Below are 25,603 nucleotides of genomic sequence, written 5' to 3' on the forward strand. Positions count from 1 at the left end.
CTGATCGTTCCCACGCTCTGCTGATCGTTCCCACGCTCTGCGTGGGAACGCCGCCGCCCCGAACGCTCCGCGTCCCACCGCACCACTGAATTGAGGAGTCTGAAATGTCCAACATCATCCGCCCAGCCCTGAGCCTACTGGTACTCATGACTCTGATCACCGGCGTGGCCTACCCGCTGGTAGTCACCGGCGTGGCCCAAGTGGCCTTCCCCGATCAAGCCAATGGCAGCCTGGTGCACGACGCCAGCGGCAAGGTGCGTGGCTCCAGCCTGATCGCCCAGGACTTTACCGGTGACCGCTGGTTTCACCCACGCCCGTCAGCCGGTGCATTTGCCACAGTGTCCAGCAGTGCCAGTAACCTGGGGCCCAGCAATCCGGCCTTGGCCACTCGCATATTCGAGGAGGCCAACAAGCAGTCAGTGCCGGGCCAGGGCCCGGTGCCACTGGCCTCGCTGACAACCTCCGGCAGCGGCCTTGATCCCCACTTGCCACCGCAGGCGATTGCCTATCAACTGGCGCGAGTAGCGGCGGCGCGAAATGTGCCGGTGGCAACCTTGCAGCGGTTGCTGGATGAGCATATCGAAAGCCCGTTGGTAGGGCCGCCCGTAGTAAACGTCCTGGCCCTCAACATGGCTTTGGAAACGTTGTAAGCCAAGCGATCGCCATCGCGGGCAAGCCCGGCTCCCACATTTGGAATGCATTCCACTGTGGGAGCCGGGCTTGCCCGCGATGGCGGCCTTGAAGACTCTCCATAAATACCTGAAGGAACCCCCGAGCATGAGCGACTCCGGCCGCGCCGATGCCCTGTTAGCCGATCTGCCCCGGGACGGTCGTGGCCGGCTCAAAGTCTTCCTCGGCGCCGCGCCCGGCGTGGGCAAGACCTACGCCATGCTCCAGGCGGCTCACACCCAACTGCGCCAGGGCGTGCGCCTGATCGCCGGGGTGGTCGAAACCCACGGCCGCGCCGAGACCGAAGCCTTGCTCAGCGGCCTGCCGCAACAACCGCTGTTGCGCAGCGAATACCGTGGCGTGATGCTCGAAGAAATGGACCTCGACGGCCTGCTCGCCGCCAAGCCCAAGCTGGTGCTGGTGGACGAACTGGCCCACAGCAACGCCCCCGGCAGCCGTCATGAAAAGCGCTGGCAAGACATTCAGGAACTGCTCGCCGCCGGCATCAACGTGTTCACCACGGTCAACGTCCAGCACCTGGAAAGCCTCAACGACCAGGTGCGCGGCATCACCGGCGTACACGTGCGCGAAACCTTGCCGGACTGGGTGCTGCAAGAGGCCGACGAACTGCTGCTGATCGACCTGCCGTCTCGCGAGCTTCTCGAGCGCTTGCGTGACGGCAAGGTGTATGTGCCCGAACAGGCGCGTGCGGCCATCGATGCGTTTTTCACCCAGACCAACCTCATGGCCCTGCGCGAGCTGGCCATGCAAACCGCCGCCGCCCACGTCGACGACGACCTGGCCCAGGGCTACCGCCAACTCGGCCAGGCCGCGCCGGCGGTGCGCGGGCGTTTGCTGGTCGGCGTGGATGGCGATGCCCAAGCCGAACGCCTGGTGCGCCATGCCAGCCGTGTGGCCCAGCGTCGGCATTTGCCCTGGAGCCTGGTGCACATCGACAACGGCCGTGCGCGGGATGAGCAATCGCGCCTGCGCCTGCAAAACGCCCAGCAATTGGCGGAGCGGTTGGGCGGCGAAGTGGTGTTGCTGCGCGCGGGGGAAGTGGCCAAGACCCTGATCCAGCACGCCGCCGAACGCCGCGCCAGCCTAGTGCTGGTGGGGCAGTCACGGATGCGTTGGCGGCGGCGCTTGTTCGGTGGTGGCTTGGCGGCACGCCTGTTGCGCAATGCCCGCGGTTTGGAAATCAACGTCCTCGACAGCGATGACATGCCTGCACCGCCACGTCTGCCGGAGGTACGCGGGTTGGTGTGGTTCGATTACGCCTTGGCGGTGGTGGCGACCCTCGCCGCTGCCGCAGTGGCCTGGGCCGTGTCCAGTGCGTTGGCGCTGCCGAACATCTCTTTGGTATTTCTCGCCGCCGTACTGCTGGTGGCGGTGCGCAGCAGCCTGGGGCCGTCCCTGGTGTGTGCGGCACTGTCGTTTTTGACTTACGATTTTCTGTTTATCCCGCCGAATTTTTCCTTCGCTATCCAGCGTGAAGAAGACGTGCTGACCCTGTTGTTTTTTCTGTTGATGGCGGCGTTGACCGGCAACCTCGCCGCGCGCCAGCGCCGCCAGTTGCAGGCGTTGCGCGATACCCAGGAAGAAACCAGCGAACTGCTCGACCTGTCGCGCAAGCTCACCGCTGCCACCGACCGCCAGGCTGTTATCAGTGCCGCCGCCCACCATCTGCAAGGTTGGAACGACCTTGACCTGTGCCTGGTCAATCGCGACGGTCAGGGCGGCTGGAAGGTCGAGACCGGTGGCCCGTTGACCCTCACCGAAGCCGAACGCGCTGCCGCCGATTGGGCCTGGCAGCATGATCAGCCGGCCGGCATGGGCACCGGCACCTTGCCGTTTGGGCGTTGGTGGTGGTGGCCGCTGTCAGGTGAAGAGGGGCCCTTGGGGTTGCTGGGTGTCAGTGCCAAGCCTGGCCTGGAATTGAGCGGGCAACGTCGTCGCTTACTCACCGCGTTGAGCCAACCGCTGGCCCAGGCGCTGGCGCGGGCACAACTGGGGCAGGAGCTGGAATCGGCGCGCCTGCACGGCGAAACCGAACAACTGCGCAGCGCTTTGCTCGCGTCGGTGTCTCACGATTTGCGCACGCCATTGACGTCCATGCGCGGCAGCATCGACAGCCTGCTGGCCCTGGGTGAAGCCATCCCGCTGGAGGATCGCCGCGAATTGCTCGAAGGCACCCGTGATGAAGCCGAGCGCCTGGACCGCTATATCCAGAACCTGCTGGACATGACACGCCTGGGTCATGGTGCGCTGAAACTGGCACGCGATTGGGTGTCGCCCGGCGATATTGTCGGCAGTGCCCTTGGGCGACTGCGCGCCGTGCTGGCGCCGTTGCAGGTGAGCACCGATGTGCCGCCGGAGCTGCCTTTGTTGTATGTGCATGCGGCGTTGATTGAGCAGGCCTTGGTCAACGTGTTGGAAAACGCCGCACGGTTTTCGCCCCCCCAGGGCCGCTTGCAGTTGCGGGCTGGGGTGCAGGATGAGCAGTTGTTTTTTGCCGTGGCGGATGAAGGACCGGGGATTCCCGAGGAGGAGCGGGCGAAGATTTTCGACATGTTCTACACCGCTGCCCGTGGTGATCGAGGCGGACAGGGCACCGGCCTCGGCTTGGCGATCTGCCAGGGCATGGTCGGCGCACACGGTGGGCATATCAGCGTGGCCGATGGCATTGAGGGGCGCGGCACCTGCATTTCCTTGTTTCTACCGCTGCCCACACAACCTGTCCTGGAGTAATCCTGTAGGAGCGAGCTTGCTCGCGAAGGTCGTTAACGACAATGATGGCGTCCTGAGTTTACGCGGTGCCTATGGGTTTTTCGCGAGCAAGCTCGCTCCTACAGGGGGGGTGATTTTTTAATGGATTTTGATGAGACACCATGAGCCAGACCGCGACGATTCTCGTCATAGATGACGAACCGCAGATCCGCAAATTCCTGCGCATCAGCCTGGCCTCCCAGGGCTATAAGGTGATCGAGGCCGGCACCGGCAACGAAGGCCTGGCGCAAGCGGCCCTGAACAAACCGGACCTGCTGGTGCTCGACCTGGGGCTGCCCGACATGGACGGCCAGCAGGTGCTGCGCGAGTTTCGCGAGTGGTCTACGGTACCGGTGCTGGTGCTGTCGGTGCGGGCCAGTGAAGGCCAGAAAGTCGAGGCTCTTGACGGTGGCGCCAATGACTACGTGACCAAGCCCTTCGGCATCCAGGAATTCCTCGCTCGGGTGCGTGCGTTGTTGCGTCAGGCACCGGCGGGAGAGGCCCAGGAAGCCGCCCTGAGTTTTGGCCCGCTGACGGTGGACCTGGCTTATCGCCGCGTGCTGCTGGACGGTGCCGAAGTGGCGCTGACCCGCAAGGAGTACGCAGTGCTGGCGCAACTGGCCCGCCATCCCGGGCGGGTGATTACCCAGCAGCAGTTGCTCAAGGACATCTGGGGGCCAACCCATACCGAGGACAGCCACTATCTGCGGATCGTGGTGGGGCACCTGCGCCAGAAGCTGGCGGATGACCCCACCCAGCCGCGGTTTATCGTGACGGAGGCGGGGGTGGGGTATCGGTTGCTAGGTGCCTGAACCTTTGGTGCCTGCGCTGGCGCCATCGCAGGCAAGCCAGCTCCCACAGTTGAAATGCATTCCCCTGTGGGAACCGGGCTTGCCCGCGATGAGGCCATCCGCAACACCCACACGCTCAACTCTGCTCACTCTCATACCGATCCAACGTATCACTGGCAATCTCCCGCCCCAAAGCAATCAACTCCGGCGCTTTGTAGAACTCGAAAAACCGGCACACCCGCTTCGGCACGTTGATCAGCACATCCGGTGGGTACCCAGCGATCTTGTATTGCGCCAATGAGGTTTGCATCACCTCGAAACTCTGGTTGATAAGGTCCAGCAGCGATGCAGGCCCGACGTTGTCGATGATGAACGAGCCGGTCGCAGACTTCGGCGCGCCAGCTTTCTCCGGCGCCGCGGCGGGTTGCTGGGCTTCGGGTTCGGCAGACTCCAGCCACGGGTTGATTTCGGCGGCCTGGGCCTGCAAGGCTTCTTGTTCCAGTTTCATCAACTGCTCGGCCTGTTTGCGGCGAAACGGCAGGTGCGAACCCAGTGACTTGGCCAGGCTGTTGAAGCGGCTCTTGAACGCTGGCGGGCGCTGGATCACCGGCAATTGATAGTGCTTCTGGTTGGTGGCGTTGAGGTTGACTGCAATGATCAAGTCACAGTGGCTCGACACCACCGGCACGATGGGCAGCGGGTTGAGCAGGCCGCCGTCCACCAGCATGCGGTTGCCTTGCATCACTGGGGTGAACAGGCTGGGGATGGCCGCCGAGGCGCGCATGGCCTGGTGCAGGCAGCCTTCCTGGAACCAGATCTCCTGTTGGTTGGTGAGGTCGGTGGCGACGGCGGTGTAGGGGATGCGCAGCTCCTCGATATTGATATCGCCGACGATCTTGCGGATTTGCCCGAACACCTTCTCACCGCGAATCGCTCCCAGGCGAAAGCTCACGTCCACCAGACGCAATACGTCAAGGTAGTCCAGGCTTTCGATCCAGTTGCGGTACTCGTCGAGCTTGCCGGCAGCGTAGATCCCACCCACCACGGCGCCCATGGAACAGCCGGCGATACAGGCGATGTCATAGCCGCGTCGTTCGATTTCCTCGATCACCCCGATATGGGCGTAGCCCCTGGCACCACCGGAGCCCAGCACTAAGGCAACACGTTTCTTCATGGCCAGATCCTTCGCAAAACAGGGGCCCACAATGCACCCATCAAGGGGCCTGCTTCAATCCTTGCTGACAGCGCGCAAGATTTTTCCAGGCTGGCGATCAGGCTCGGGTATGCTCTGGCAATAGGTACTACCGATTTCAGGCTAAGGACAAGGCACTTTTCCCTGTAGGCAACGTCTACAGGCTACGACTGAATTTGTATATTTGAGGTGTCATCAATGAAAGCCTGGATCTGTGTGCCTGTGATCGTGCTGGCCTTGGCTGGTTGTGCCGGGAAAACCGCGTATCGCGACAGCTGTGGCTCGCAATTGGACGCCGCCTGGAAAGAACTGGACCTGGCCAAGGCCGAAGGTTTTGCCGGCACTGTCAGTTACTCCAAGGCGTTGTCGCTGTTGACTGGCGCCAAGACTCAGCAGCAGTTTGAAGCGTTCGAGGGCTGCTCCAACAAGGCCGAGAAAGCGCGGTTCTACATTCGTGAGTCTCGCGCCGGGCGATGACCCCGCAGCGGGCAGGATTTTTTATCGAAAAGTGAGGGCAGGATGTCAGCGTTGGTCAATCAGTTAGTCGCTCAGGTCATTGGCCTGGAAGTAGGGTTACTGAGCTGCCAGGCTCGCCTCGCCGCCTTCACTGACGATGAAGCCTTGCATGATTTGCGCACCACTGTGCGACGCCTGCGCAGCCTGTTGCGCCCTTTGCGCGGGCTGCCCGGTGTCGAACAGCTTGAATTGGCCGCCAGCACGGTTGGCCAACTGACTACGCCGCTACGCGACCGAGAGGTGCTGGCGGCGTATTTGCATCAGCACGGGCATCACGAGGCAGCTGATCGGCGCCTGCGTCTGCAGCCCGAGGCTTACCGCCAAGTGGCGCAAAGCCCGGAACTGGCGCACTTGCTGCTGATCCTGGATGCATTCCCGCGGTTTATCCGCGCGTCCCAGCACCAGAAACTGCTCAAGGGCTTGCGCCCGCGTATCCAGAAGCGCTTGGCCAAGCAATGGCAGAGACTCGATGAGGCCCTGAAGAATCCCGATCATGATCGCCACCGGCTGCGGTTGCTGATCAAGCGTGTGCGCTACGCCGCCGAGGCGTATCCGGAGCTGGACAAATTACCCGCTAATGCTCTGTCGCATTTGAAAAAAGCCCAGAGCGCTCTGGGTGATTGGCATGACTGTTGGCAATGGCTGGCCCAGGCCGGTCACGAGCCAGACCTGCAACCCTGTGTCGCGGTGTGGCAGCGCACCATGCTCAAGGCGCAAGGCAAGGCCGACCGCGTGCTGGACACACTCAGCGCCGAGTGTTTTTAAACCGGTCCGGTTTTTGGCCGGAATAGGCGCTGTGCCTGCCGAATTGGATGGTTAAGATTCCTCCACGATTTTCTTGATGTGAGGTCGCCATGCGCTTTAGTGATTTGCTCGATGCTGCCCGTAGCAATCCGCTGGATGTCACCATTCCTGCCGAATGGGCCCAGGGCCGGGCTACCTTTGGTGGCCTGGTCGCCGCCTTGCAATACGAGGCGCTGCGCGCTCAGGTGCCGGCGGATCGACCGCTGCGCTCCCTGGCCATCACCTTTGTCGGCCCGGTAGCGCCGGATGTACCTGCCAGCTATCAAGTCGAAGTGCTGCGCGAAGGCAAGGCGGTCAGCCAGCTGCTGGGGCGCGTGGTGCAGAACGGTGAAGTGGCGACCCTGGTCCAGGCCAGTTTTGGCGCCTCTCGCCCCTCCGAAATTGACGTGGCAAGTGAGCCGCCACCGGTCTTCAAACATTGGGATGAGTGCCAGGAACTGCCCTATATCAAGGGCGTTACCCCCGAATTCATGCGCCACCTGGCGATGCGTTGGAGTGTGGGTGGCCTGCCGTTTACCGGCAATAAATCCCGCGACATGGGCGGCTGGGTACGGTTGCGGGGGGATGTAAAAGAAGAGCCACTGACCGAGGCGCATATCCTCGCCCTGGTCGACGCCTGGCCACCGGCGTTGCTGCCGCACCTGAAAAAGCCCGCGCCGGGCAGCACCCTGACCTGGACCATCGAGTTCATCCAGCCCCTGCAGGATCTGACCACCCTCGACTGGTGCCAGTACCACGTCAACATCGAACACGCCCGCGACGGCTACGGCCACGCTGCCGCTGCCTTGTGGAGCCCGACCGGCGAGTTGATCGCCCTCAGCCGTCAGACTGTGGTGGTGTTCGCCTGAACCTGCCGGTCAGTGGTGGTGCCGCTGCCGCCAGGCGCGCCACCAGCCACCGCTGAGCACAAAGCGCGGGAAAGTCACGAACTGCTCGACCACCAGGCGCTGCACCGCATCTTTACGATCGCTGAACGGCTCACTGGCCTGAGCCTCCAGGCTATGGCCATGACGCTGCAACGCCAGGCCCGCGACAATGCCAATCACGCCGACCGCGAAACTGGTCAGGCTCAGGCTGAACACGCCCGACACGATCAACAGGAAACCAACGATAAACAGCGGCACGGCAATCAGGTGCAACGCCAGGTTGGTCGGGTGCTGATGGTTCTGTGGGTACTGACGCCATTGCCAGGCGGGGAGATTGGGGTGACGTTTGCCCATGGTGGTGAATCCTCTGTCCGTTGAAACAACTTGAACAGAGTTTAGGTTGAGGTGGGCGAGGTGGCGAATTGGGGCTGGCTATGGACCTCATAGTCTGCAATTTAGGCGGAGTGGCGCTCATGCCCAAATGACACAGTCATGATCGTCCATGTGTACTAAGAACGTCAGCTCGTTATCGGTTATCCAAAACGGATATCCGGTGGTTTCGCCTAACACAGAGGCGAGCACTCGAGCGTTTTCCATTCTCCAGGCGCTGTACGCTGAATCTAATACCAGCAGAACCAGGCCATTCCCGCTAATGCGATGCGGCACCTCCTTCCAAAAGTCAGGGTTGTGTTCGGTGCTTTTCTCGTTCAGTTCGACGGGATCAAGCACATTGCTTTGCGCTTTGAAGAATTTTCTCGTCAGAGAGCTTATCAACAAGTTGAGTTCGCTCGAATCAAGCTTTCCAGCGTCGAGGTTCAGCGCATTAAAGGCTTCGTCTATTTCGTCTTCCAGATAACTCATCAGGGGACACCTATTCTGGACCGGCTGACAGGAACCAGTTGGAGCAGTATATGGCCTCTTTTGGCTCCTCCGTCGCCTCTCTTTCCAGGTGTTTGATAGCCAATATGAGGTGATTTCGGGCCTTCTTTACTTGGCACAAGCATAGGATCGTCAATATTCACTTCCGCTCCTCTATTGGGACCGGTTTGTACTCGCCATTCTGTTGGAAATGATTTGCCATATTGGTCTTTGCCCCATTTCGATACGCTGTATTCGGTGTTGGGTATGTTCGTCCTGCGAAAAGGCTCATCCAAACCATCGGTGGAAAGCGTGGTGCCGCGGGTTTATTTGTTGAGTCTGATGATTATGGAGCTTTCCAAGCGCTGATCAGATTACTTGATTGCATAACGCAGCAGGTTCGAATGTGGGAGGAGCGCCAGTCAGTTAAGCGCAGATCCCCTGTGGGAGCGGGCTTGCCCGCGAAGGCGGCGTGTCAGTCACGGCATCTGTCACTGTATTACTGCTTTCGCAGGCAAGCCAGCTCCCACATTTGATCTTCGTTGCTTTGGGCATTGCGTTCGCTTGACTAACCAGCATTAGGGCTTGCACCGATTCCGGTGGGGCAGTTTGCACATGTATTGGCTGGTTCACAGCTATCGGGGTCAAGTCCCATCCCATATTCGATATTCAGGGTGTCTAGGGTAAGGAGATTTACCTGAACGGCATCAAGACTGTATGAAGTACAAATTAGATGTGGACCCTTCGATTTTCTTGGCTTTGCCCTTTTTTAGGTACGCATTGAACTCACGTTCCAAGGCTTGTTTATCTGTATGTTTTTTGTACTTGCTGGGTGTTTCGCATGCGTACATATACAGCCTCCACGAGTCGAAACCGTCGACCCTATCGTCCGGGCCGTAATCAAAGTCGACACATATTTCAGATAAGTAAACACTGCAACCAATACCGTGCAGTTCGTAGGTGATATTTGCAGCGACCGTCCCGCGCTGTGGGATCTTTTTGGATCGCCATAGACCAATGATGTTTTTGGTTCCAAAGACTTGCTCAAGTAAGTCGGTAGCCTTTTTTACTTGTTCCAAGTAGTCGGTAATCAAATGTTCTAGAGTTTGAGTTCTCATCTTCTTGGCCTTTCTAGTCTGTCCAGTTCTACTGCGTAGCTGTCGGTGCCCTTCAGTAACGTGGGTGAAAAGGGATGAAGTGAGAGGAAATAAATTTACTTAATGGTTGGTAGATATTTTAACTAAGTTTCTCCCGTTTTTTCTCAGGCAGATTTTTTGTAGGATTTATTTACTTTGATTCGCTTGCGTTGGCGTCCAAGTTGTAATGCTCTAGGCAGCGAAGCAATACTTTCATAAATTGCCTATGATTAGTTATTTCATAGTCAAAATAAGTGTCGAGAAAGTAAAATACGGACTCGAAATTCTCATCCGTATTTAGGTAGTGGTGAAGTGTGTCAATGTGCCATTGGCGCTCTTTGGGTCTGTAGGGTAGAAATTCTGGTTTGGTTAATTTGTCAAACAGCTCCGTAAGCTCCTTTTCATCATTGATGTTTTTTGATGCTATGAAGCGCTCTCGTTCAGGGTCGTCATAATTTTCAATGCTGTAGGTGAATAGTAAGCTTTTGATGATTGATAGTTTCGGGGTGAGCTTCATGGCCTAAAACTCCGTGTACGCAGTGATTGGATTGCCGTTGATGTCCAGGATTACAATGGCTTTGCTTTGCTTTCCGTATTCAAAGCTATTTCTTTTGTACCCTTCGCCAATTATTTTTCCCATATTCATCGGTTCTCGAGATGTCTCTAAATTTGTGCGCCTAAGTATAAGTCTGGCACGGTAAATAGCGTTAAGTTGGTCTCGATGGCTGAGGTACCGAGTCGCAGCAGTAGGTATTTTGGGCTCGCCATCTTTGTTTCCGCCAATGTATCTTTCAATTTCTCCTGTGGTCGGATTTTTACCTGATCGTACTCTTTCAAGTTGAGAGCCGCGCGTTGTCTGCGCGCCGTGCTTCTCCAAAAAATGTGCTCTTGGGAACGCTTGCTCTATCTCTTTCAGACGTCTGTAGGCGTTTGCCTCTGCTAGCTCATCAATTCTCGCCTGCCGCTGCGTGCGGGTCAGTTGCGGTAAGGCAGGCTCTCCGTGGTTAACACTCTCCGCAGGGTTTGGAGCACTGGTGCTGGCTTTACACCCGTCAGCACCTGGGCATGTATTCAAGCCTAGCGGATCTACCCATCCCGTCGGATTGGGCACATAACGGTACCCATTGATCCCACCCGCCAACTTCACCGGATCCGGTGTCAGGTAACGACCAATATCCGGATTGTAGTAGCGATGGCGGTTGTAGTGCAGGCCGCTTTCCTGGTCGAAATACTGTCCCTGGAAACGCAGCGGATTGTCGATTTTGCCTACGTCGAGCCGTGCGATCTGGCCGTAGGCGCGGTAGTGAGCTGACCAGACGATTTCTCCTTCCGGTGTGGTGAGTTCTTGCGGGGTGCCTAGGTGGTCGAGTTGGAAGTGGTAGGGCGTTGTGGCTTGTGGTCCGTAGCCTTCCAGCAGTGCTAATGGGCGGAAGCTGTTGGGCTCGTAGATATAACTGCGATGACAGTCTGCATAGTGCTCGGCAATCAGCTTGTCGCCTTGCCAGAAAAACTCGGTGGTCTTGCCGTCTACGGTCTTGCTGATGCGGCGCCCAAATGGGTCGTAGCGATAGCGGGCGGTTTGGCCGTTGGGTTGGGTGACGCTGATGAGCCGATGCTGGCAGTCGTAGCGATATTCGGTGATGAGTAGCTGGCCTTTGCCGCGCCGTTCGCGGATGAGGTTGCCGAAGGCGTCGTAGTCGTAATGGCGGTCGCCTTGGATCATCAGGCGGTTGGCCGCGACGATGTCCGGGCCGGGGCGGTCTTGCGTCAGCAGGTTGCCGGCGGGGTTGTGGCCGAAGCGTTCCTGCACGTCTTGGGAGTGGTCGGCGCGGGTCAGGCGGGCGAGCGGGTCGTAGTGGTAGCGGTGCTCGCCTTTGCGGGTGTCGAGCAGGCGGGTGAGGTTGCCGGCTTTGTCGTAGTCGTATTGGCGTTGGTAGAGGTGGTTTTTTTGCTGCGTTACCGCGTGGGCGTGTAGGCGGTGTTGGTCGTCGTAGTGGTAGTGGCTGAGCAGTTGGCCTTGCTGGCGCTGATGTTCGCGGCCGCTGTTGAACAGATGCGAGGTGAGCACTTCACCGTTGAGTTCGACGGTGGCGAGGTGGCCGCCTTTGTCGTGGTTGAAGGTGACCCGGTTGTTGTCCGGCAGGCGCAGGTTTTTCAGCTGGCCGCAGGCGTCGTAGCCGTAGCGCAGGGTGCCCCAGCCTTGGTGTTCGGCGGTGAGGCGGTTTTGGCGGTCGTACTCGTAGGCCAACGCCCAGTGACCGTCGTCGACGCTGAGCAGGTTGCCCTGGCGGTCGTAGGCGTAGTCGACAACGCTGGCATCGGGCAGGGTTTTTCGTACGAGGCGCCCGGCGTGGTCGCGCTGGTAGCGGGTGATTAATTGGCTGCCATCGTCGCCGTATTCGGTTTTCTCCAGCAGGTTGCCATTGAGGTCGTAGGCATACGCGGTGCGCTGGCCGTCGAAGCCGGTTTCCTGGCGGATCAGGCCGTTGGGGTGGTAGTCGAGTTGGTAGGTTTCTCCGGCTTCGTTTCGATCTCGGTGAGCAGCAGTCGGGTGTTGTCGTAGCGGTATTTGACCTGGGTGCCGTCGGCGTTGAGGCGGCGGCTGATCAGGTGCAGGCCACCTTCGTATTCGTAGCGGGTGACGTGGCCGAGTTCGTCGCGTTCGGCGATGATTTTGCCGTAGGGGTTGTAGCTGAATTCGCGTGTGGCGCCGCCTGGCAAGACGAGGCGAATCAGCCTACCGACGCTGTCCCATTCATAGACTGTTTGCGCGCCGTGCTCATCCTCACGGGCGATTTGCCTTCCGAGGTCGTCATAGCGATAACGCTTGATCCCACCATTGGGCAATTGCTCCTCAAGCAACTGCCCACGCTCATTCCACACCAGCCGATGGCAACTGTGATCCGGGTACCAAACCCCCGTCAGTTGCCCGTGTTTGTTGTAGCTGTAGTCGATCGCGCTGCCATCCGGATCAATCTTGCGGATGACGTCACCCTGGTCATTGCGCTTATATTTCCAAACCGCCTCACCGCGCCTTACAACCCTTACGAAGCCGTTGTCATGCTCGTAAGACGTCGGCTCGTCATCCCCCGGAAACAGCGCCACCAAGCGTCCGGCTTCGTCGTACTGATACGCCGTCACCGCGCCCAGCGGATCCTGTTCGACGGTCAGCCGCCCCTCGGCATCGTAGGATTTGAAATGCTGCGCGCCGTCCGGATCGATGCGCTGCACCAACCGCGCCCGCTGGTCATGGACATACACTTCCTGGCTGCCATCGGCGTTATGCACGGTGACACGGCCGTCATCCCCCCAGGCATAGCGCGTGTCCATCTGGGAAAAACTCGCCCAATGCCGGACACACCGCGCCGCTTTGCCAGATCGTTCCCACGCCCAGAAGAAACTCGCCCCACCGGCTAGTTGGCGTTCAAGAATGACGTGCTGATCGTCGTACCGATAACGCTCGCTTTCACCGACAGCATTGGTCGCGCAAACCAGTCGTCCATCTTCGTCATAGGCGTAGGAAACGACGTTCTGCTCGGTCTCCCACACGTAGGGATCACGGCCTTTGGCACGATGAACCTGGTAGTCCACCGCCACGATGCGATCCAATTCATAACGCAGCAGCAGCGAGCGGCCAGCACCGTTATCCAGCCGCTCAATCCGCCCGGAGGGATCACGGCAAATGCGCAGCCGGTTGTCATACGCATCGCTGATCGAGACCAGCACACCATCGCGAAAGTGATAGAACCGCGACGCCTGGGCCAGCACTAACTCATCAGGAGCCGAGCCCAAGTAGATCGCTGCTTCCGCCAGGCTATTGGTGATCGCGGGTCGGGCAGATGTGGGCAAGGGCAGGGTAGTCGAGCGGTTCTCATGGTCGGTCCACACCACCGAATCGCCCGACACACAAAGCCTGTGCGCCAGCGCATGACTCCAGCCAAACCCCAACCCGCAATCCACATCCACCGCACTGGTGCGATACAGCCGCGTCCACTCAAACGGCAAAACCCCGTCCAGCGCGCCATCGGTGAGGGTGAGCAATTCTTCCCCGGTGACCATCGACACCGGGCAGCCGTTGGTGACCGTCTTGTCCGCTGGCGCCGTCGCATCCCCTTTCGGATTCGACGCCACGGCAGGCACATCATCGACGTGTTCCTGACGGACCAACACGGTCTGTCGGGTCTTGTTGCGAACCACCGGCACCGGGTTCGAAACCAGCGTGTCGCCGGCCTTCAATGGAACCACTGGCACGGCCTTGACCGGCGTCGCCGCACTGCTCAGCAACACCGGCTTGGCGACCTCCACATGGGTTTCCAGCCGAGGCCCCGTCACCTGCTTGGCCAGCAATTCCAACAACGCCCGCGCCCGGCCGGACTTGACGCCACTAAGGATCTGAGCACCCAGGCGCAGCTGGACCCCAATGCCTCGCGTGGCCCAGATCAGCAGTAGATTGATCAAGACTTCGCCGGTGATTTCACCCAGCAGTTCGTACATGTCAGGTGGCGGCAGCATGCGTACCCAGGCCACCAGCGCCGACAGGTAGATAAACAACAGCGGCTCATCACTGAGTACCAGCAACCCCTTGGCCAGCGTGTCTTTGCCCAGCTTGAGCAGCGCCTTCAGCTCAGCTTCGGACAGGTACTTCAGCAACTTTTCGCTGTTGGATTTGAGATTGGCGAGCAGGTCGTACAGCTCGGTGATGTTGTCCCACAGGTTATAAAGCGCGCCGCCAAGCCCGGCAGCAAAGGCCATGCCCTGTAACGCACTGCGCTTGTAAGCAGGCGCTTTGGCAAAGTCTGCCCATCGAGGCTTGAAGTACTCGGCCCAGGCCTTGCGCAAATCCGCTTCCAGCCCGGCGATCACAGACTCATAGGACGCATACAGCGCCTGGACGTGAGCCTTGGAAACGTTGGGGTAAAAGGTGATTTCGTACGTCTGGTCGCGGGTACAGTCGTTGACTTCAAGAATGCCGCTGGGGCCAATGGTGCGATGCAGTGGCGCACCTACCGGGCTGCCGTCCCGAGCAACGGCTTGCAGCATCACAGGCGTGTTGCCGATGGGCACGAACTGCGTGCTTTCGAACAGATGCACCAGGGTCAGCCCGCCCTGGGCTTTGCATTGAGCGACCGTGCGACTGGTTTTTTTGGAAGAAGCCGGCGCGACCAGTGCGACCTGTTCTCCCACCTTGAATACCTGCTCCACACTAAGTGCCGAACCACTTAAAAAGCTGTCGGCCCACGTATCAAAGGTATTCAGGCAGGTGCGGAAATCCGCAAATACGCGCTCAACCTTCGGCGCTTCGGGATCCATCGGCACCAGCACCAGGTTGGCCAGCACCGAGATCAAGAGACAGCCCCATCCACCAGGGCTTTAACGAGCACCACCATCTGCAATCCCTCGCACTGTTTGATCAGGCGAGGGACTTTGCAGCAGTTGTCAGGTAAAAGAAGTCGGCGTTATTCGCGAGAGGGGCGAGGAAGTTTCGTCTTAACTTCAGGTAAACCGAGGCTTGGTCGTAGGAGTCGGATTACAGCTGGAACAGTCTTACAACTTCAACTGCCCAATCGCCTTGCTCAACTCCCCGGCCAGCGTCGCCAGTTCATTGCTGGTAGTCGCTGATGCCACGGTTTGATGCACGGTGTTTTCGGTCACATCGCGAATGCTCACCACGGCGCGGTTCATTTCTTCGGCGACATGGCTTTGTTGCTCGGCGGCCACGGCAATCTGGGTGTTGCTTTCGCGCATCTGTGCCACGGCCCCGGTAATTTCAGCCAGCGCGAGGCCGGCTTCCTGGGCCTGCTGCACGCAGTCATCGGCCTTGAATGAGCTCTCCTGCATGAAGTCCACGGCGTCGCGGGTGCCGGCTTGCAGTGCCGAGACCATGCGGGTGATTTCGTCGGTGGAGCTTTGCACGCGCTTGGCCAGGTTGCGCACTTCGTCGGCGACCACCGCGAAACCGCGGCCCATTTCCCCGGCGCGGGCGGCTTCGATGGCGGCGTTGAGGGCGAGCAGGTTGGTCTGTTCGGCGATGCTGTGGATCACCCCGACCACGCCGTTGATTTTCTGGCTGTCTTCAGCCAGTTTCTGGATCATTTCGGCGGTCTGCTGTACGCCACTGGACAGCCCGGCGATCGAACGCTGCACCCGAGTGACCACAGCCTGGCCGCTGCCGGCGAGGGTGTCGGCGGACTGGGACAAGTCACGGGTGGCGCCTGCGTGCTGGGCGATGTGGTAGACGGTGGCGGTCATTTCGTTGATGGCGGTGGCGGCCTGGTCGGTTTCGCTCTGCTGGCCGAGCATGCCGTGTTGTACCTCGTTCATGCTGCTAGCCAGGCGTGCGGCGCCGTCGTCCAGTTGCCGGGCGGTGCGGGCCACGGTATTGACCACCCGCTGGTAGCCGGCTTGCATGGCGTTGAAGGCACTGGCCATCTGGCCGACTTCATCCTTGCAAGCCAATGGCACCCGCGCCGAGAGGTCGCCGGTTTTTTCAACGTGCAGCATCACATCCTTGAGGGTGTTGAGTTGGCTGAGCAGGAAGCGGATCAACAACTGCGAGGCGCCGAGCATGGCCAGCATCAGCACTGCCACAGCTACGGCGTAATGAGTGAAGCGTTCACGGAACACCTGGCTCAGGCTCGGCGCGTAGGCCAGGACTGCGACCTGCTGGCCGTCGGCCCGGCTGATCACTTCGGCGCCGATCAGCGGGTTTTCGCCGAACAACGGCATGGGGTTGAGTTCAGTCCAGCCGTTGGCAGTGCTCAGGGCGGGCAGATCCTGGGGGATCTGGCCTTTGGCAAAGGTGAGCCAGTGCTCACCCGTGGGCAAGGTTTTGTCGGCTGGCCAGGCGCTGAGCAAGCGCCCCTGGGCCTGGGCCGATGCCTGCGACGCCTGGCTGCGCGCCTGTTGTTCAAGCTGTACGGCGTACAGCACCAGCAACAGGGTGGTGATGAAGGCGACCGCATTGACGGCCCAGAATTTGTATTTGAGCGAGATATTGCTAAGCCAGGCACCCATGGAAGGTTTTCTCTGATAGCGGAAACAGTATTGGCAAGGTGCCATTATTGTGCCGCTATTCAGAAAAGCGCTTTTGACATGGGTCAATGCGCCGCATCAATCGATGGCAGGCAAGCCGAAAAAGCGCCGGGCGCAGGCGGTGCTGTGCAGCGCCAGGTCTTCCATCGTTTCGTTACGGTGCAGGGCCACTTCGCGCAGTACTTCGGGCAGGTACGCCGGTTCATTGCGACCATTCTTCGGCTTGGGGCGCAGGGTGCGTGGCAGCAGGTAGGGCGCATCGCTTTCCAGCATCAGACGGCCTCGGGGAATTTCCCTGACCAGCGGATGCAGATGAGTGCCACGGCGTTCGTCGCAGATCCAACCCGTGATGCCAATGTGCAAGTCCAGGTCCAGGTAGCTGAACAGCGCTGCCTGTTCACCGGTGAAGCAGTGCACCACGGCGGCTGGCAGGTGGTCGCGGTAGTCCTTGAGGATCTCCAGCAGACGCTGGTTGGCATCGCGCTCATGGAGAAATACCGGCAGTTGCAGCTCGACCGCCAAGGCCAGGTGTTCTTCGAGGACTTTTTCCTGCTGGGGGCGAGGGGAGAAGTCCCGGTTGAAATCCAGCCCGCATTCACCCACGGCGCGCACTCGGCTGTCGCCCAGCAAGCTGCGCAGACGTTGGGCGCTGTCGCTGTTCCAGTCGCTGGCAGAATGGGGGTGAATGCCGGCAGTGCTGAACAGGCGCTGGCCGCTTTCGTCGAGTTTTACACACAGTTGCAGGGCCTGTTCGCTGCCCTCGACGCTGGTGCCGGTGAGTACCAATTGCTGCACGCCAGCGGCGTAGGCGCGTTCGAGAACGGCCATGTGCCTCTCGTCGAAACTGGGGTTGGTCAGGTTGACGCCAATATCAATGAGTTGCATGGTGCTATCTCCGCCTGCGGCCGGAAAGCATATCAGAGCTGTAGATTGATAAGAAAAACCAAGAACTACAATGCGTTAACGCTGTCTTTGAACGTCGCAAGCGACATTGTGGTGGGCCGATTGCCTGCCACCGTGGCGCCGTTGCACGCCTTGCCAGCGCATAAAGCGCTCTGTTTCTGACCACCAGCACTGCGTTATTTGCGCAGGCGCTGGCCAGTTTTCTTTCCGGAGAGCGGATGATCCGACCCTCGGCGTTGCTTATGTTATGCGTGACGTTGCTACTGCCCATGGCGGCGGTCGCGCGTCTTGACGGGCCGCTGCAAGTGACCAAGCCCGGCAAGGTCCGTGACCTGGCGCAAATTCGCTCCAGCCGCACCCTGCGCGTCTTGGTCAACCAGAGCCGCAACAGTTCCGGTGAAGTGCAGGGCCAGGCCATCGGCGTCGAATACCACCGGTTGCGCGCCTTCGAGCAATACCTCAACGGCCATGCCCGTGATGGGCAGGCCATCAACCTCAAGATCATCCCCAAGGCCAAGGACCAGTTACTCGGCGCGCTGGCCCGTGGTGAAGGCGACCTGGTGGCACCCGGTGAGTTGCTGGATGTGAAGGGCGTGCACAAGGTCAGCGCCAGCGCCCCGATTGTCAGCGATGTGCCGTTGTGGTTGGTGGGCGTCAAGGGTGAGCGACGCTTTACCAAGCTGGAGCAACTGTCGGGGCGCACGGTGACGCTGACCACGGGCAGTGCGGCGGCGGATGCCATCAGTCAGGTCAATCAAAAGCTGGCCCTGCACAAGCGTCCACCGGTGAAAGTGGAATGGGTTGACCCCAGCCTGGCGGTGGAAGACGTCCTGGAGATGGTGCAGGCGGGGATTTTTCACCTGACGATCGTGGAAAAACCGATTGCCCAACGCTGGTCGAAAATCCTGCCCAAGTTGCGCTTTGACAAGCAGGTGGTGATCAGCGAGCCGGGCGACGAGTTCTGGTTTGTACGCCAGGACGCGTCGATGCTGCGCGCCAGCATTGATCGGTTTATCAAGACCTATCACACGCCTTCCGACCAGGATGTGGCCTTCCAGCGTATCTATCGACGCCTCTACCAGGTCCGTAACCCATTGGCGCGGGCTGACCGCCAGCGCCTGGAAAAACTGCGCCCGGTTTTGCAAAAACATGCGCGTGAGCAAGGTATGGACTGGCTGAACCTGGCGGCGTTGGCGTTCAAGGAGTCTTCCCTGGACCCAGGTGCACGCAACAGCGGCGGCCCCACCGGCCTGATGCAGATCACGCCGTCGGCGGCCCAGCGGGTGGGGGTCAACAATATCGAGACGCTCGACAATAACGTGCAAGCGGGGGCACGTTACCTGGCGATGATCCGTCGCAAGTTTTTCGCCAGCCCCAAGCTCAATGAGCGCGAGCGCATGGCCTTTATGCTGGCGGCGTACAACATGGGGCCGGAGCGAGTGCAAGGCATGCGCACCGAGGCCAAGCGCCGCGGGCTTAACCCCAATCAGTGGTTCTTCCAGGTTGAACGCATTGCCATGGAGCAGGTAGGGATGGGCGGCGTCAGCTATGTTAATAGCGTCAACAAGTATTATTTGGCGTTCGATCGGGAGCGGGAGTCCCTTGAGCCGGTAGCTGCTAAAATTGCCTCGCGCAAATAATCGAATTGTTAGATATTAATTAGGCGATATTTCGGCTTTTATCATTGCTTAAACTGATTAATATAGCGGCCAACCAACCCCTACCTGGAAAAGGATTTACCCCATGAGCCCAATGATTACCCGTGTACTGTCCACTCGCGCCGGTTATGGCCTGACTATTCTGCGCATCTTCGTCGGCATCATCTTCGCTGCCCACGGCTCGCAAAAACTCTTCGGCTGGTTTGGCGGTGGTGGCCTGGCGGGCACCGCACAATGGATGGAAAGCATCGGCCTGGCGCCGGGTACGCTGATGGCGCTGCTGTCGGGCGGTACCGAGTTCTTCGCCGGCCTGGCCCTGATCATCGGTTTGCTGGTTCGCCCTGCTGCATTGGGCCTGACCTTCCTGACGCTGGTGGCGATTTTCTCTGTACACATCCACAACGGGCTGTTCATGGCCAACAACGGTTATGAGTTCGCACTGGCGTTGCTCGGTGGCGCGCTGGCGGTGTTGCTGGAAGGTGCGGGCAAATTGTCTGTCGACCGCGCGATCACTCACTGATCGTTTTGCAAGCTGCACAAAAGGCCCGCTAATGCGGGCCTTTTCGTTGCCCGGGATTCTTGACACTGCCCCACCGGCTTCTCTAGGATGCTGCTCATGCGCCGATTTAAACAGCTAATTGCGGGGCGCCACTGGGTCTCAATGCAGCCCGACAGAAGCACGCTTGCTCACGCAGGGCGTTCTTCGAAATACCGCTAAAGCGCTGGTTCGGTGTTGCCTCTCACCTGCCCGCAGACTTTTGAGGCAGAGACACGACACGATGAATGCACTACGCCCCCTCATACGCCTGGCCCCGATCACCGCGGACCTGACGCAACGCAATCCGAAAATCCTGCTGGGCGGCAAGCACCAGCCGACACTGCTGTGCTATCTGGACGGCTGGCCACGTCGTTCCGGTCGACCCTCGGCGTTCCTGATCCAGTTTGTTGAACACGGCGATTCCCTGGCCCGTTTTGCCAGCGACAGTTTCGACCTGGCAGTGATTCAGGCACCGAGTGCCAGCAATGCCCATGAGGTGATCCACCAACTGACGCGCATTGCCCGGCAAGGGCTGATTGCTCGTCGGTGAGCGATTAGTGAAAGATCGCGGGGGTACGACGCCGGCGCTGGTGTAGGAAAAGTAACCAGGCAATCAGGCACAACAGCAGCGGAAGGGGCACGATTATCAGCCCTCTCAGCTGTCGCTCGAAACGCTGCACCGGGGCATAGGCCTGCGCCTTGAATGCATGCAACTCGATGGGCAGTTGCAGGCGCTCCTTGTTCAGTGCCTGCAACTGGGTACTGGTATCCACCGCTTGGGTGATAAGCCGTGTGTGCAGTGGGTTCAACTTTCGCCATGCTTGCTCCGTCTGCTCAAGTCGTCGCTCCAGCTCAACCGAATTTTTCCGATACGCCTGCGCGGCTTGGTCCCGCATCTGATCCAGCCTGTGCAACGGTTGGTGCATGACACGGGGTCGAATGCGTTTGAGTGCGTCGGGCGCCGCCAGGTTATCCAATGTGTTCAATACAAACTGCGCGTTGCCGTTGGGTCGTGCCTGGCTGAGAGTGTCCGCTAGCAGGTCAGTGTCGGCCACGACTACCATCTGAATCAGTTCTGCTTTTTGCAGCCCGGGCGGCTGGCCCTTGAAGCCGTCGGGAAACGCTGAGTAGGCGGGCCCCTCAACGCGCGCCGCGATTACATGGCGCTGCCCTGAAGTTGCCGTTTCATCGATGAGCGAGTCGAATGTCGTCGCCGAGGCAAAGCGTTTGGCGTTCAACAGGGCCGATTGCCCTGAGCTCAGTAGAAGCGGGGTCAACAGTGAGCGGCTTTTGGGCGCTAGCGAAAGTGCGCCACTGCTTGAGACGATGACGCTGTCCAGCCCCCAGGTGCTGATATCTGTCGTGGCCATGGCCTGTCGCGGCAGGTGTAGCCGGGCCGGGTGCAGTACCCGGGGCATTCCCGGACCGGGCGTGGCTGATGAGGCATAAAGATTGTCGATCAACAGCTTGTCCTCCGGCATCTGGATGCCCCAAGCGTTCAGCAGCCCCTCCATTCTCGCGTTCGCTGACACGGCGTCAGCGCCTATCTCGCTCACGGGGTCGATGAACATCATCAACGGGGTGCCTTTCAATACCGATTGCTCAATGGCATATAAGGCCCGCTCAGGTAAGGCGTGCGGCTGTATGACCATCAATGTCGCGATGGATGGCGGTACCTGAGCAATGTTCGCCGCCAGTTCCACCACATTGAATTGCTCGCGCATCAACGCCAGCAGCTCGCTGCCCGGTTTATCCAGCGACAGGCCCGACAGCAGGCCGACAGTGGCACGCTCAGGATGCCCCAACTTAGAGATCAGGTGGCTGATCTCATATTCAAGTAATGACTCGTGCTCAGGGCGGAACGCTTCGATGCGTTGGGCGCCCTGGCCAGCGCGGGTGCCGATAAGACCAAGAAATCCTTGTGTGTCATCAAGCCCGAACAAGCTGGCTTTGTAGGCGTCTTCAGAAAAGGGAGCGGGGTTAATGATATGTAAGTTGATCATGCCGTTTGCCGCTTTTTCGAACGCCTTGAGCACGTCTTCGACGCGTCGACCATAACGTTCTAATGCCTGGCTTTTTTGCGGCGCATGGAGGGTATTGAAGTAATACAGATCCAGTGGGCTTTCAAGTGAGGCAAGTAGTTGCCGCGTTGCTGGGGATAACGTATGGATTTTTTCTTGGGAAAAGTCCCATTGGGCAGTAGGTAGTTTGGGTACCCAGACTAGATTGAGTGCCAGAAACAGCAGTGATATGACGAGAAGTGTCATACCCGCACGAAAAGCGGATCCCATCGGTGGTCTTCCTTTTCTCAACTGCTTTTGTAGTTGAGTGTTAGGGTGGTTGCAAACAGAAAAGCAACGATCATGCTGATAAAGTACAGGCTGTCATGCAGTGTGAGTCTGCCGTTATCCATCGCGCTGAAGCGGGCAATGGGATCCAGGGACATCAAACTGTCGATAACCCATATCGGTGCTTGTTGTTCAAGTGCATCCAGTACTGACGAAAGCCCACTGGCGGTCAGCAACAAGCCGAGGGTGAAAAAGAAAATCAGCAGGCGTTGGTTCGCAAGTACACAGATGAAGCAACCCACGGAAAGATAACTTCCCGCCAGCAACCAACTGGCCAGGAACTGCGAAGCGATAACGCTATTGTCAGGCGTGCCCAGATAATTTACGGCAATTACCAAGGGGAAGTTAAGCATCAGCGCAATGCCACAGACAGTCCATGCTGCGATAAATTTGCCGATCACTCGTTCCACTGAGGTGACAGGCAAGGCATTCAGGGTGTCGTAAAAGCTGACGTTGGATTCATCCGACCACAACTGCGTCGATAACAGGGGGACCAGCAGGAGATAGAGCCAGGGATGCAGATCGAAAAAGGCCTGCAGATCGCTGCTGTTGCGCTCCATCCATTGGCTGGAATGCAGCCCCAGCACTGCGCATAGCGCGAGAAAAATCGCCACGCTCAGATAGGTGCTGGGCGCGCAGGCATAGTTGGCCAGTTGTCGTTTGAAAATGACAGGTAGCAGTCTCAAGGTGTTACCTCTTGGCTCAGATGGTGAACGACATCGTTCAGGCGACCCGGCTCCAGATTCATTGACGTGATGTTCCAGCCGCGATGGGTGATAAGCGCGTTGATTGCGGAAAATATGCAATGCCCAGGCATGGCCAGGACCGTCACCTTGCCGGGTGCATGTCGGTCTTCTTCGATGCCGGCGACGCCGGGCAATACGGCCAGCGCGAGCAAGTCCAGCGGGGTGTCTGCTGCGAGGGTGACGGCCTGAAAATGCCGGGAGCTGCGCTGTAAATCGGGCAGCGAGGCATCGGCCACCAGGCGGCCACCGGCCATAACCAAGGCACGGGTGCAGATGTCCGCCAGCTCCTGGTAATGGCGGGAAGCGATGATGATGGTCATTTCCTCGTTCAGGGACTGGATGAGTGCCCGGAACTTGACGCGTTGATCAGGACAGAGGCCTTCTGTGGGTTCATCCAGCAGCAGCAGGCTTGGCGCATGCAGGAGCGCCTGGGCCATTGCTACTCTGCGCTTCAAGCCAAGGGAAAGTACGCTGATGGGGCAGTCGAGTACGGGCAGCAGTTCCAGGCGTGCGGCCACCTGCGCCACCTGGCTGCGTTTTTCCAGCCCGCTCAAACCGCGAATGGCAGCAATGAAATTGAGCATGTGTTTGACGGACATCGTGTGATGGTCAAGGCCGCCTTGGAGTTGATAGCCAATGACCTTTTTGGCTTGAGTTGAATGGGTATGGGTATTGAAACCTTGAACAGTGATGTGCCCGGCCGTCGGCTTGATCGCCCCGGCGATCAAGCTCAGGAGTGTTGTTTTTCCCGCACCACTCTCTCCCAGCAAGCCGATACACTCCTGGCGCTGGGCACAGAAGGACACGTTGCTGATTACGCGTGTTTTGCCCAGCTGTTTTGTCAGGTTGCTTATCTCGATCATGGTTTTACCGAATAAGTTTTGCAGGGCGTGTGAGAGGGGCCGGCAGTATGGAAAAGTGCTTTAAAAAGGGTACGTTCAATATGAAGGCTTGGGAACGCGAAGTATGCTTAATAAGAAGAATCCTACGTTCGACCCGATAATTCGCTGAAACAATTGTTTTGTTTTGAATACTTATTAATGCCCAGATGTTTATCGGATGTTTATATAAGGTTTTTTCTTTTGTAATGAGGCCTGATTGCCATGATGCTTTTACGTACTCTTGTTCTTGAGCGCAACGATGAAGGGACGCCTGTTAACGGCGCCTTGTTGTGCGGGTTTGCTGTTACGCAAACGGCGTCCAACTTTCTGGTGTATAGCCTGGATGAGGAGGCCGAGCCCGGCCATTCCAGGGTCTATATCGCGGCACTGCGTAAAAAGATTGAACGGTATTTCTTGGGAGGCGTTGATTCCAAAGAAGACCTGCAATTAGCCATGCAGGTCTTCAAACAGATCTTGACGATGGCAGCCGCAGCTGGCTCGAAGACGACGCCCATTGCCGAACCTCAGGTTCCCTTTCATTTCATTGATTTGAAAGGCTGCCGGTTACCGCCGGCCAGGCCAGAGGATCACCACTCGGTGATCATCAAGAAGGCTCTGGTCATGAAGGTCATCACCCTGGGCATGTCAGCCCCGGCGTTGCCTGCGATCGAAAGCAGCGCAGTGATCGTGCCGTCCATTCGCTTCTCGTCGCAAATGGTTGCGCCGCCGCGAAATCCGCGCTCAGTCACGACTGCGCCGCAGCCTATGGATGAAGACACCGTTGAGGAACCGGCGCGGTCGCTGGTCGCGATACCGCAGGAGCAGGTTGAGACCATTGCGTCGCCGGTTCTGGTTGAACAAAATGACAGTCAGTTTGAGCCAGACAACCTGCGGTTGGACCCACCTGAGCCTGAGCCCGAACCCTTGGACCCGCCTGCTCAGATGGACCATACCTCTTTGCTCGAAATGGACAGCGCACTGAGCAACCTGGCCAAGGTCGCCCAGGAACTGACGCAAAAAAAATGCGCAGTACTGGAGAAGGAACAGATGCTCGAACAGTGGCAGGCGCGATTGCAACAGCAGCAGAGCCAGCTGGAAGAGAAGGGCCGTGAACTTGAACAGCGCCATGCCTATTTGCAGGAGCAGGGCTTGGAGGTCAGCCAGAAGGCCGAGAAGCTGGCAATGATGATGTTGCAGTTGTCGGGTATGCGCCAGCGTATGCAGGGCACGTTGCTTGAGTTGGATCAAGTGCTGGAGGGGCATGGGTGAGGTAATGGGGCGCCGGCCTGGATACTTTCCAGGGTTCATTTATCATCAGTCCCAGCCAGCCGCTGCCTGGGCATGATGCCCTGGCATAACGGCACCATTGGACATTGCCTGGGGATGCAAGCGTTTGAGTACCAAGCTGATTACCAAAGAAGGTCATGAAGCGCTGAAAAAAGAGCTGGATTACCTGTGGCGTGAAAAGCGTCCGGATACCACGCGCAAAGTGACCTGGGCGGCCTCCCTGGGAGATCGCAGTGAAAACGCCGATTACCAGTACAACAAGAAGCTGTTGCGCGAGATCGACCGACGCGTGCGTTACCTGCGCAAACGCCTGGAAGACATGCGGGTGGTGGAGTACATGCCCGAGCAGGAGGGAAAGGTGTTTTTCGGCGCATGGGTCGAAATCGAAAACGAACAGGGCGAGACCAAGCGCTTTCGCATCGTCGGTTATGACGAGATCTACGACCGCATGGATTACATCTCCATCGACTCACCCATGGCACGGGCCCTGCTGCGCAAGGAGGTGGATGACGAGGCAATCGTACAGACCCCAGGCGGGGAGGTGTGCTGGTGGATCACCAAGATCGAATATGTGAAGCCCGCCTGATGGCACGTACCTTGGCTGGGTAC

22 protein-coding genes and 1 pseudogene are annotated in these 25,603 nt (G+C 58.8%); 11 read left to right on the forward strand and 12 right to left on the reverse strand.

Annotation, left to right across the window (positions count from 1 at the left end):
• Window positions 1–104: 104 nt before the first annotated feature.
• The 3 genes from kdpC to TX24_RS19130 all read left to right on the forward strand — a co-directional run bounded on the left by kdpC (window position 105) and on the right by TX24_RS19130 (window position 4,250).
• Window positions 105–650: a potassium-transporting ATPase subunit KdpC gene (kdpC, locus tag TX24_RS19120; RefSeq protein WP_057710890.1), complete on the forward strand. Its 546-nt coding sequence runs from the start codon at window positions 105–107 to the stop codon at window positions 648–650.
• A 127-nt stretch (window positions 651–777) separates the two neighbouring features.
• A complete protein-coding gene (locus TX24_RS19125; RefSeq protein ID WP_057710891.1) occupies window positions 778–3,420 on the forward strand; it encodes a sensor histidine kinase in 2,643 nt (880 codons plus the stop codon).
• A gap of 140 nt (window positions 3,421–3,560) precedes the next feature.
• On the forward strand, window positions 3,561–4,250 hold the full coding sequence (locus tag TX24_RS19130; protein WP_005786351.1) for a response regulator: 690 nt from the start codon (window positions 3,561–3,563) through the stop codon (window positions 4,248–4,250).
• A 115-nt stretch (window positions 4,251–4,365) separates the two neighbouring features.
• On the opposite strand, the gene TX24_RS19135 is transcribed toward TX24_RS19130, so the two are convergent.
• The gene (locus tag TX24_RS19135) at window positions 4,366–5,403 is read right to left on the reverse strand and encodes a patatin-like phospholipase family protein (RefSeq protein ID WP_003189836.1); all 1,038 of its coding nucleotides are present in this window, start codon (window positions 5,401–5,403) and stop codon (window positions 4,366–4,368) included.
• A gap of 216 nt (window positions 5,404–5,619) precedes the next feature.
• Between TX24_RS19135 and TX24_RS19140 the strand changes: the two genes are divergently transcribed.
• The 3 genes from TX24_RS19140 (at window position 5,620) to TX24_RS19150 (ending at window position 7,589) form a co-directional block, all read left to right on the forward strand.
• Complete coding sequence (locus TX24_RS19140) at window positions 5,620–5,898, forward strand: hypothetical protein (RefSeq protein WP_003189839.1); 279 nt, start codon at window positions 5,620–5,622, stop codon at window positions 5,896–5,898.
• 42 nt (window positions 5,899–5,940) lie between these two features.
• The gene (locus TX24_RS19145) at window positions 5,941–6,702 is read left to right on the forward strand and encodes a CHAD domain-containing protein (protein WP_057710892.1); all 762 of its coding nucleotides are present in this window, start codon (window positions 5,941–5,943) and stop codon (window positions 6,700–6,702) included.
• Window positions 6,703–6,791: 89 nt separating this feature from the next.
• Window positions 6,792–7,589 (forward strand): acyl-CoA thioesterase, encoded by a 798-nt coding sequence (locus TX24_RS19150; protein WP_003189843.1) that lies wholly within the window; start codon window positions 6,792–6,794, stop codon window positions 7,587–7,589.
• 9 nt (window positions 7,590–7,598) lie between these two features.
• On the opposite strand, the gene TX24_RS19155 is transcribed toward TX24_RS19150, so the two are convergent.
• The 8 genes and pseudogenes from TX24_RS19155 to TX24_RS19185 all read right to left on the reverse strand — a co-directional run bounded on the left by TX24_RS19155 (window position 7,599) and on the right by TX24_RS19185 (window position 17,518).
• Window positions 7,599–7,961: an Mpo1-like protein gene (locus TX24_RS19155; protein ID WP_057710893.1), complete on the reverse strand. Its 363-nt coding sequence runs from the start codon at window positions 7,959–7,961 to the stop codon at window positions 7,599–7,601.
• A 117-nt stretch (window positions 7,962–8,078) separates the two neighbouring features.
• The gene (locus TX24_RS19160) at window positions 8,079–8,468 is read right to left on the reverse strand and encodes a hypothetical protein (RefSeq protein WP_057710894.1); all 390 of its coding nucleotides are present in this window, start codon (window positions 8,466–8,468) and stop codon (window positions 8,079–8,081) included.
• Window positions 8,468–8,761, reverse strand: a complete 294-nt coding sequence (locus TX24_RS32965) for a polymorphic toxin type 47 domain-containing protein (protein ID WP_082628832.1) — start codon at window positions 8,759–8,761, stop codon at window positions 8,468–8,470. Before TX24_RS32965 ends, TX24_RS19160 begins: the two co-directional genes overlap by 1 nt.
• 411 nt (window positions 8,762–9,172) lie before the next feature.
• Window positions 9,173–9,583, reverse strand: a complete 411-nt coding sequence (locus tag TX24_RS19165) for a DUF6896 domain-containing protein (RefSeq protein ID WP_057710895.1) — start codon at window positions 9,581–9,583, stop codon at window positions 9,173–9,175.
• Between the two features lie 169 nt (window positions 9,584–9,752).
• Window positions 9,753–10,118, reverse strand: coding sequence for a hypothetical protein (locus TX24_RS19170; RefSeq protein ID WP_057710896.1), 366 nt, complete (start codon window positions 10,116–10,118; stop codon window positions 9,753–9,755).
• Between the two features lie 3 nt (window positions 10,119–10,121).
• Window positions 10,122–14,947: pseudogene (locus tag TX24_RS19175) on the reverse strand (RHS repeat-associated core domain-containing protein).
• Window positions 14,948–15,145: 198 nt separating this feature from the next.
• Window positions 15,146–16,615: a methyl-accepting chemotaxis protein gene (locus TX24_RS19180; protein ID WP_057710897.1), complete on the reverse strand. Its 1,470-nt coding sequence runs from the start codon at window positions 16,613–16,615 to the stop codon at window positions 15,146–15,148.
• 96 nt (window positions 16,616–16,711) lie between these two features.
• Window positions 16,712–17,518, reverse strand: a complete 807-nt coding sequence (locus tag TX24_RS19185) for a TatD family hydrolase (protein ID WP_057710898.1) — start codon at window positions 17,516–17,518, stop codon at window positions 16,712–16,714.
• A gap of 236 nt (window positions 17,519–17,754) precedes the next feature.
• On the opposite strand from TX24_RS19185, the gene TX24_RS19190 reads away from it, so the two are divergent.
• The 3 genes from TX24_RS19190 to TX24_RS19200 all read left to right on the forward strand — a co-directional run bounded on the left by TX24_RS19190 (window position 17,755) and on the right by TX24_RS19200 (window position 20,282).
• The gene (locus TX24_RS19190) at window positions 17,755–19,176 is read left to right on the forward strand and encodes an MltF family protein (RefSeq protein WP_003189850.1); all 1,422 of its coding nucleotides are present in this window, start codon (window positions 17,755–17,757) and stop codon (window positions 19,174–19,176) included.
• A 103-nt stretch (window positions 19,177–19,279) separates the two neighbouring features.
• Window positions 19,280–19,714: a DoxX family protein gene (locus TX24_RS19195; RefSeq protein WP_003189852.1), complete on the forward strand. Its 435-nt coding sequence runs from the start codon at window positions 19,280–19,282 to the stop codon at window positions 19,712–19,714.
• A 259-nt stretch (window positions 19,715–19,973) separates the two neighbouring features.
• Complete coding sequence (locus TX24_RS19200) at window positions 19,974–20,282, forward strand: hypothetical protein (RefSeq protein ID WP_057710899.1); 309 nt, start codon at window positions 19,974–19,976, stop codon at window positions 20,280–20,282.
• A 4-nt stretch (window positions 20,283–20,286) separates the two neighbouring features.
• On the opposite strand, the gene TX24_RS19205 is transcribed toward TX24_RS19200, so the two are convergent.
• From TX24_RS19205 to TX24_RS19215, 3 genes are read right to left on the reverse strand one after another with little or no spacing between them, the layout of a single operon-like run.
• Window positions 20,287–22,023: a Gldg family protein gene (locus tag TX24_RS19205; RefSeq protein WP_003189854.1), complete on the reverse strand. Its 1,737-nt coding sequence runs from the start codon at window positions 22,021–22,023 to the stop codon at window positions 20,287–20,289.
• Window positions 22,024–22,040: 17 nt separating this feature from the next.
• Complete coding sequence (locus tag TX24_RS19210) at window positions 22,041–22,766, reverse strand: ABC transporter permease (RefSeq protein WP_003189857.1); 726 nt, start codon at window positions 22,764–22,766, stop codon at window positions 22,041–22,043.
• On the reverse strand, window positions 22,763–23,689 hold the full coding sequence (locus TX24_RS19215) for an ABC transporter ATP-binding protein (RefSeq protein ID WP_003189858.1): 927 nt from the start codon (window positions 23,687–23,689) through the stop codon (window positions 22,763–22,765). The genes TX24_RS19210 and TX24_RS19215 overlap by 4 nt, the downstream gene beginning before the upstream one ends.
• Window positions 23,690–23,929: 240 nt before the next feature.
• Between TX24_RS19215 and TX24_RS19220 the strand changes: the two genes are divergently transcribed.
• Complete coding sequence (locus TX24_RS19220; protein WP_003189860.1) at window positions 23,930–24,976, forward strand: hypothetical protein; 1,047 nt, start codon at window positions 23,930–23,932, stop codon at window positions 24,974–24,976.
• 124 nt (window positions 24,977–25,100) lie between these two features.
• Window positions 25,101–25,580 carry a transcription elongation factor GreB gene (gene greB, locus TX24_RS19225; protein ID WP_032897540.1) on the forward strand — a complete coding sequence of 160 codons (480 nt, stop codon included), beginning with the start codon at window positions 25,101–25,103 and terminating at the stop codon, window positions 25,578–25,580.
• Window positions 25,581–25,603 lie beyond the last annotated feature (23 nt).

Origin of the sequence: Pseudomonas lactis (assembly GCF_001439845.1) — a bacterium.
In the GTDB taxonomy this organism is placed as follows: Bacteria; Pseudomonadota; Gammaproteobacteria; order Pseudomonadales; family Pseudomonadaceae; genus Aquipseudomonas; species Aquipseudomonas lactis.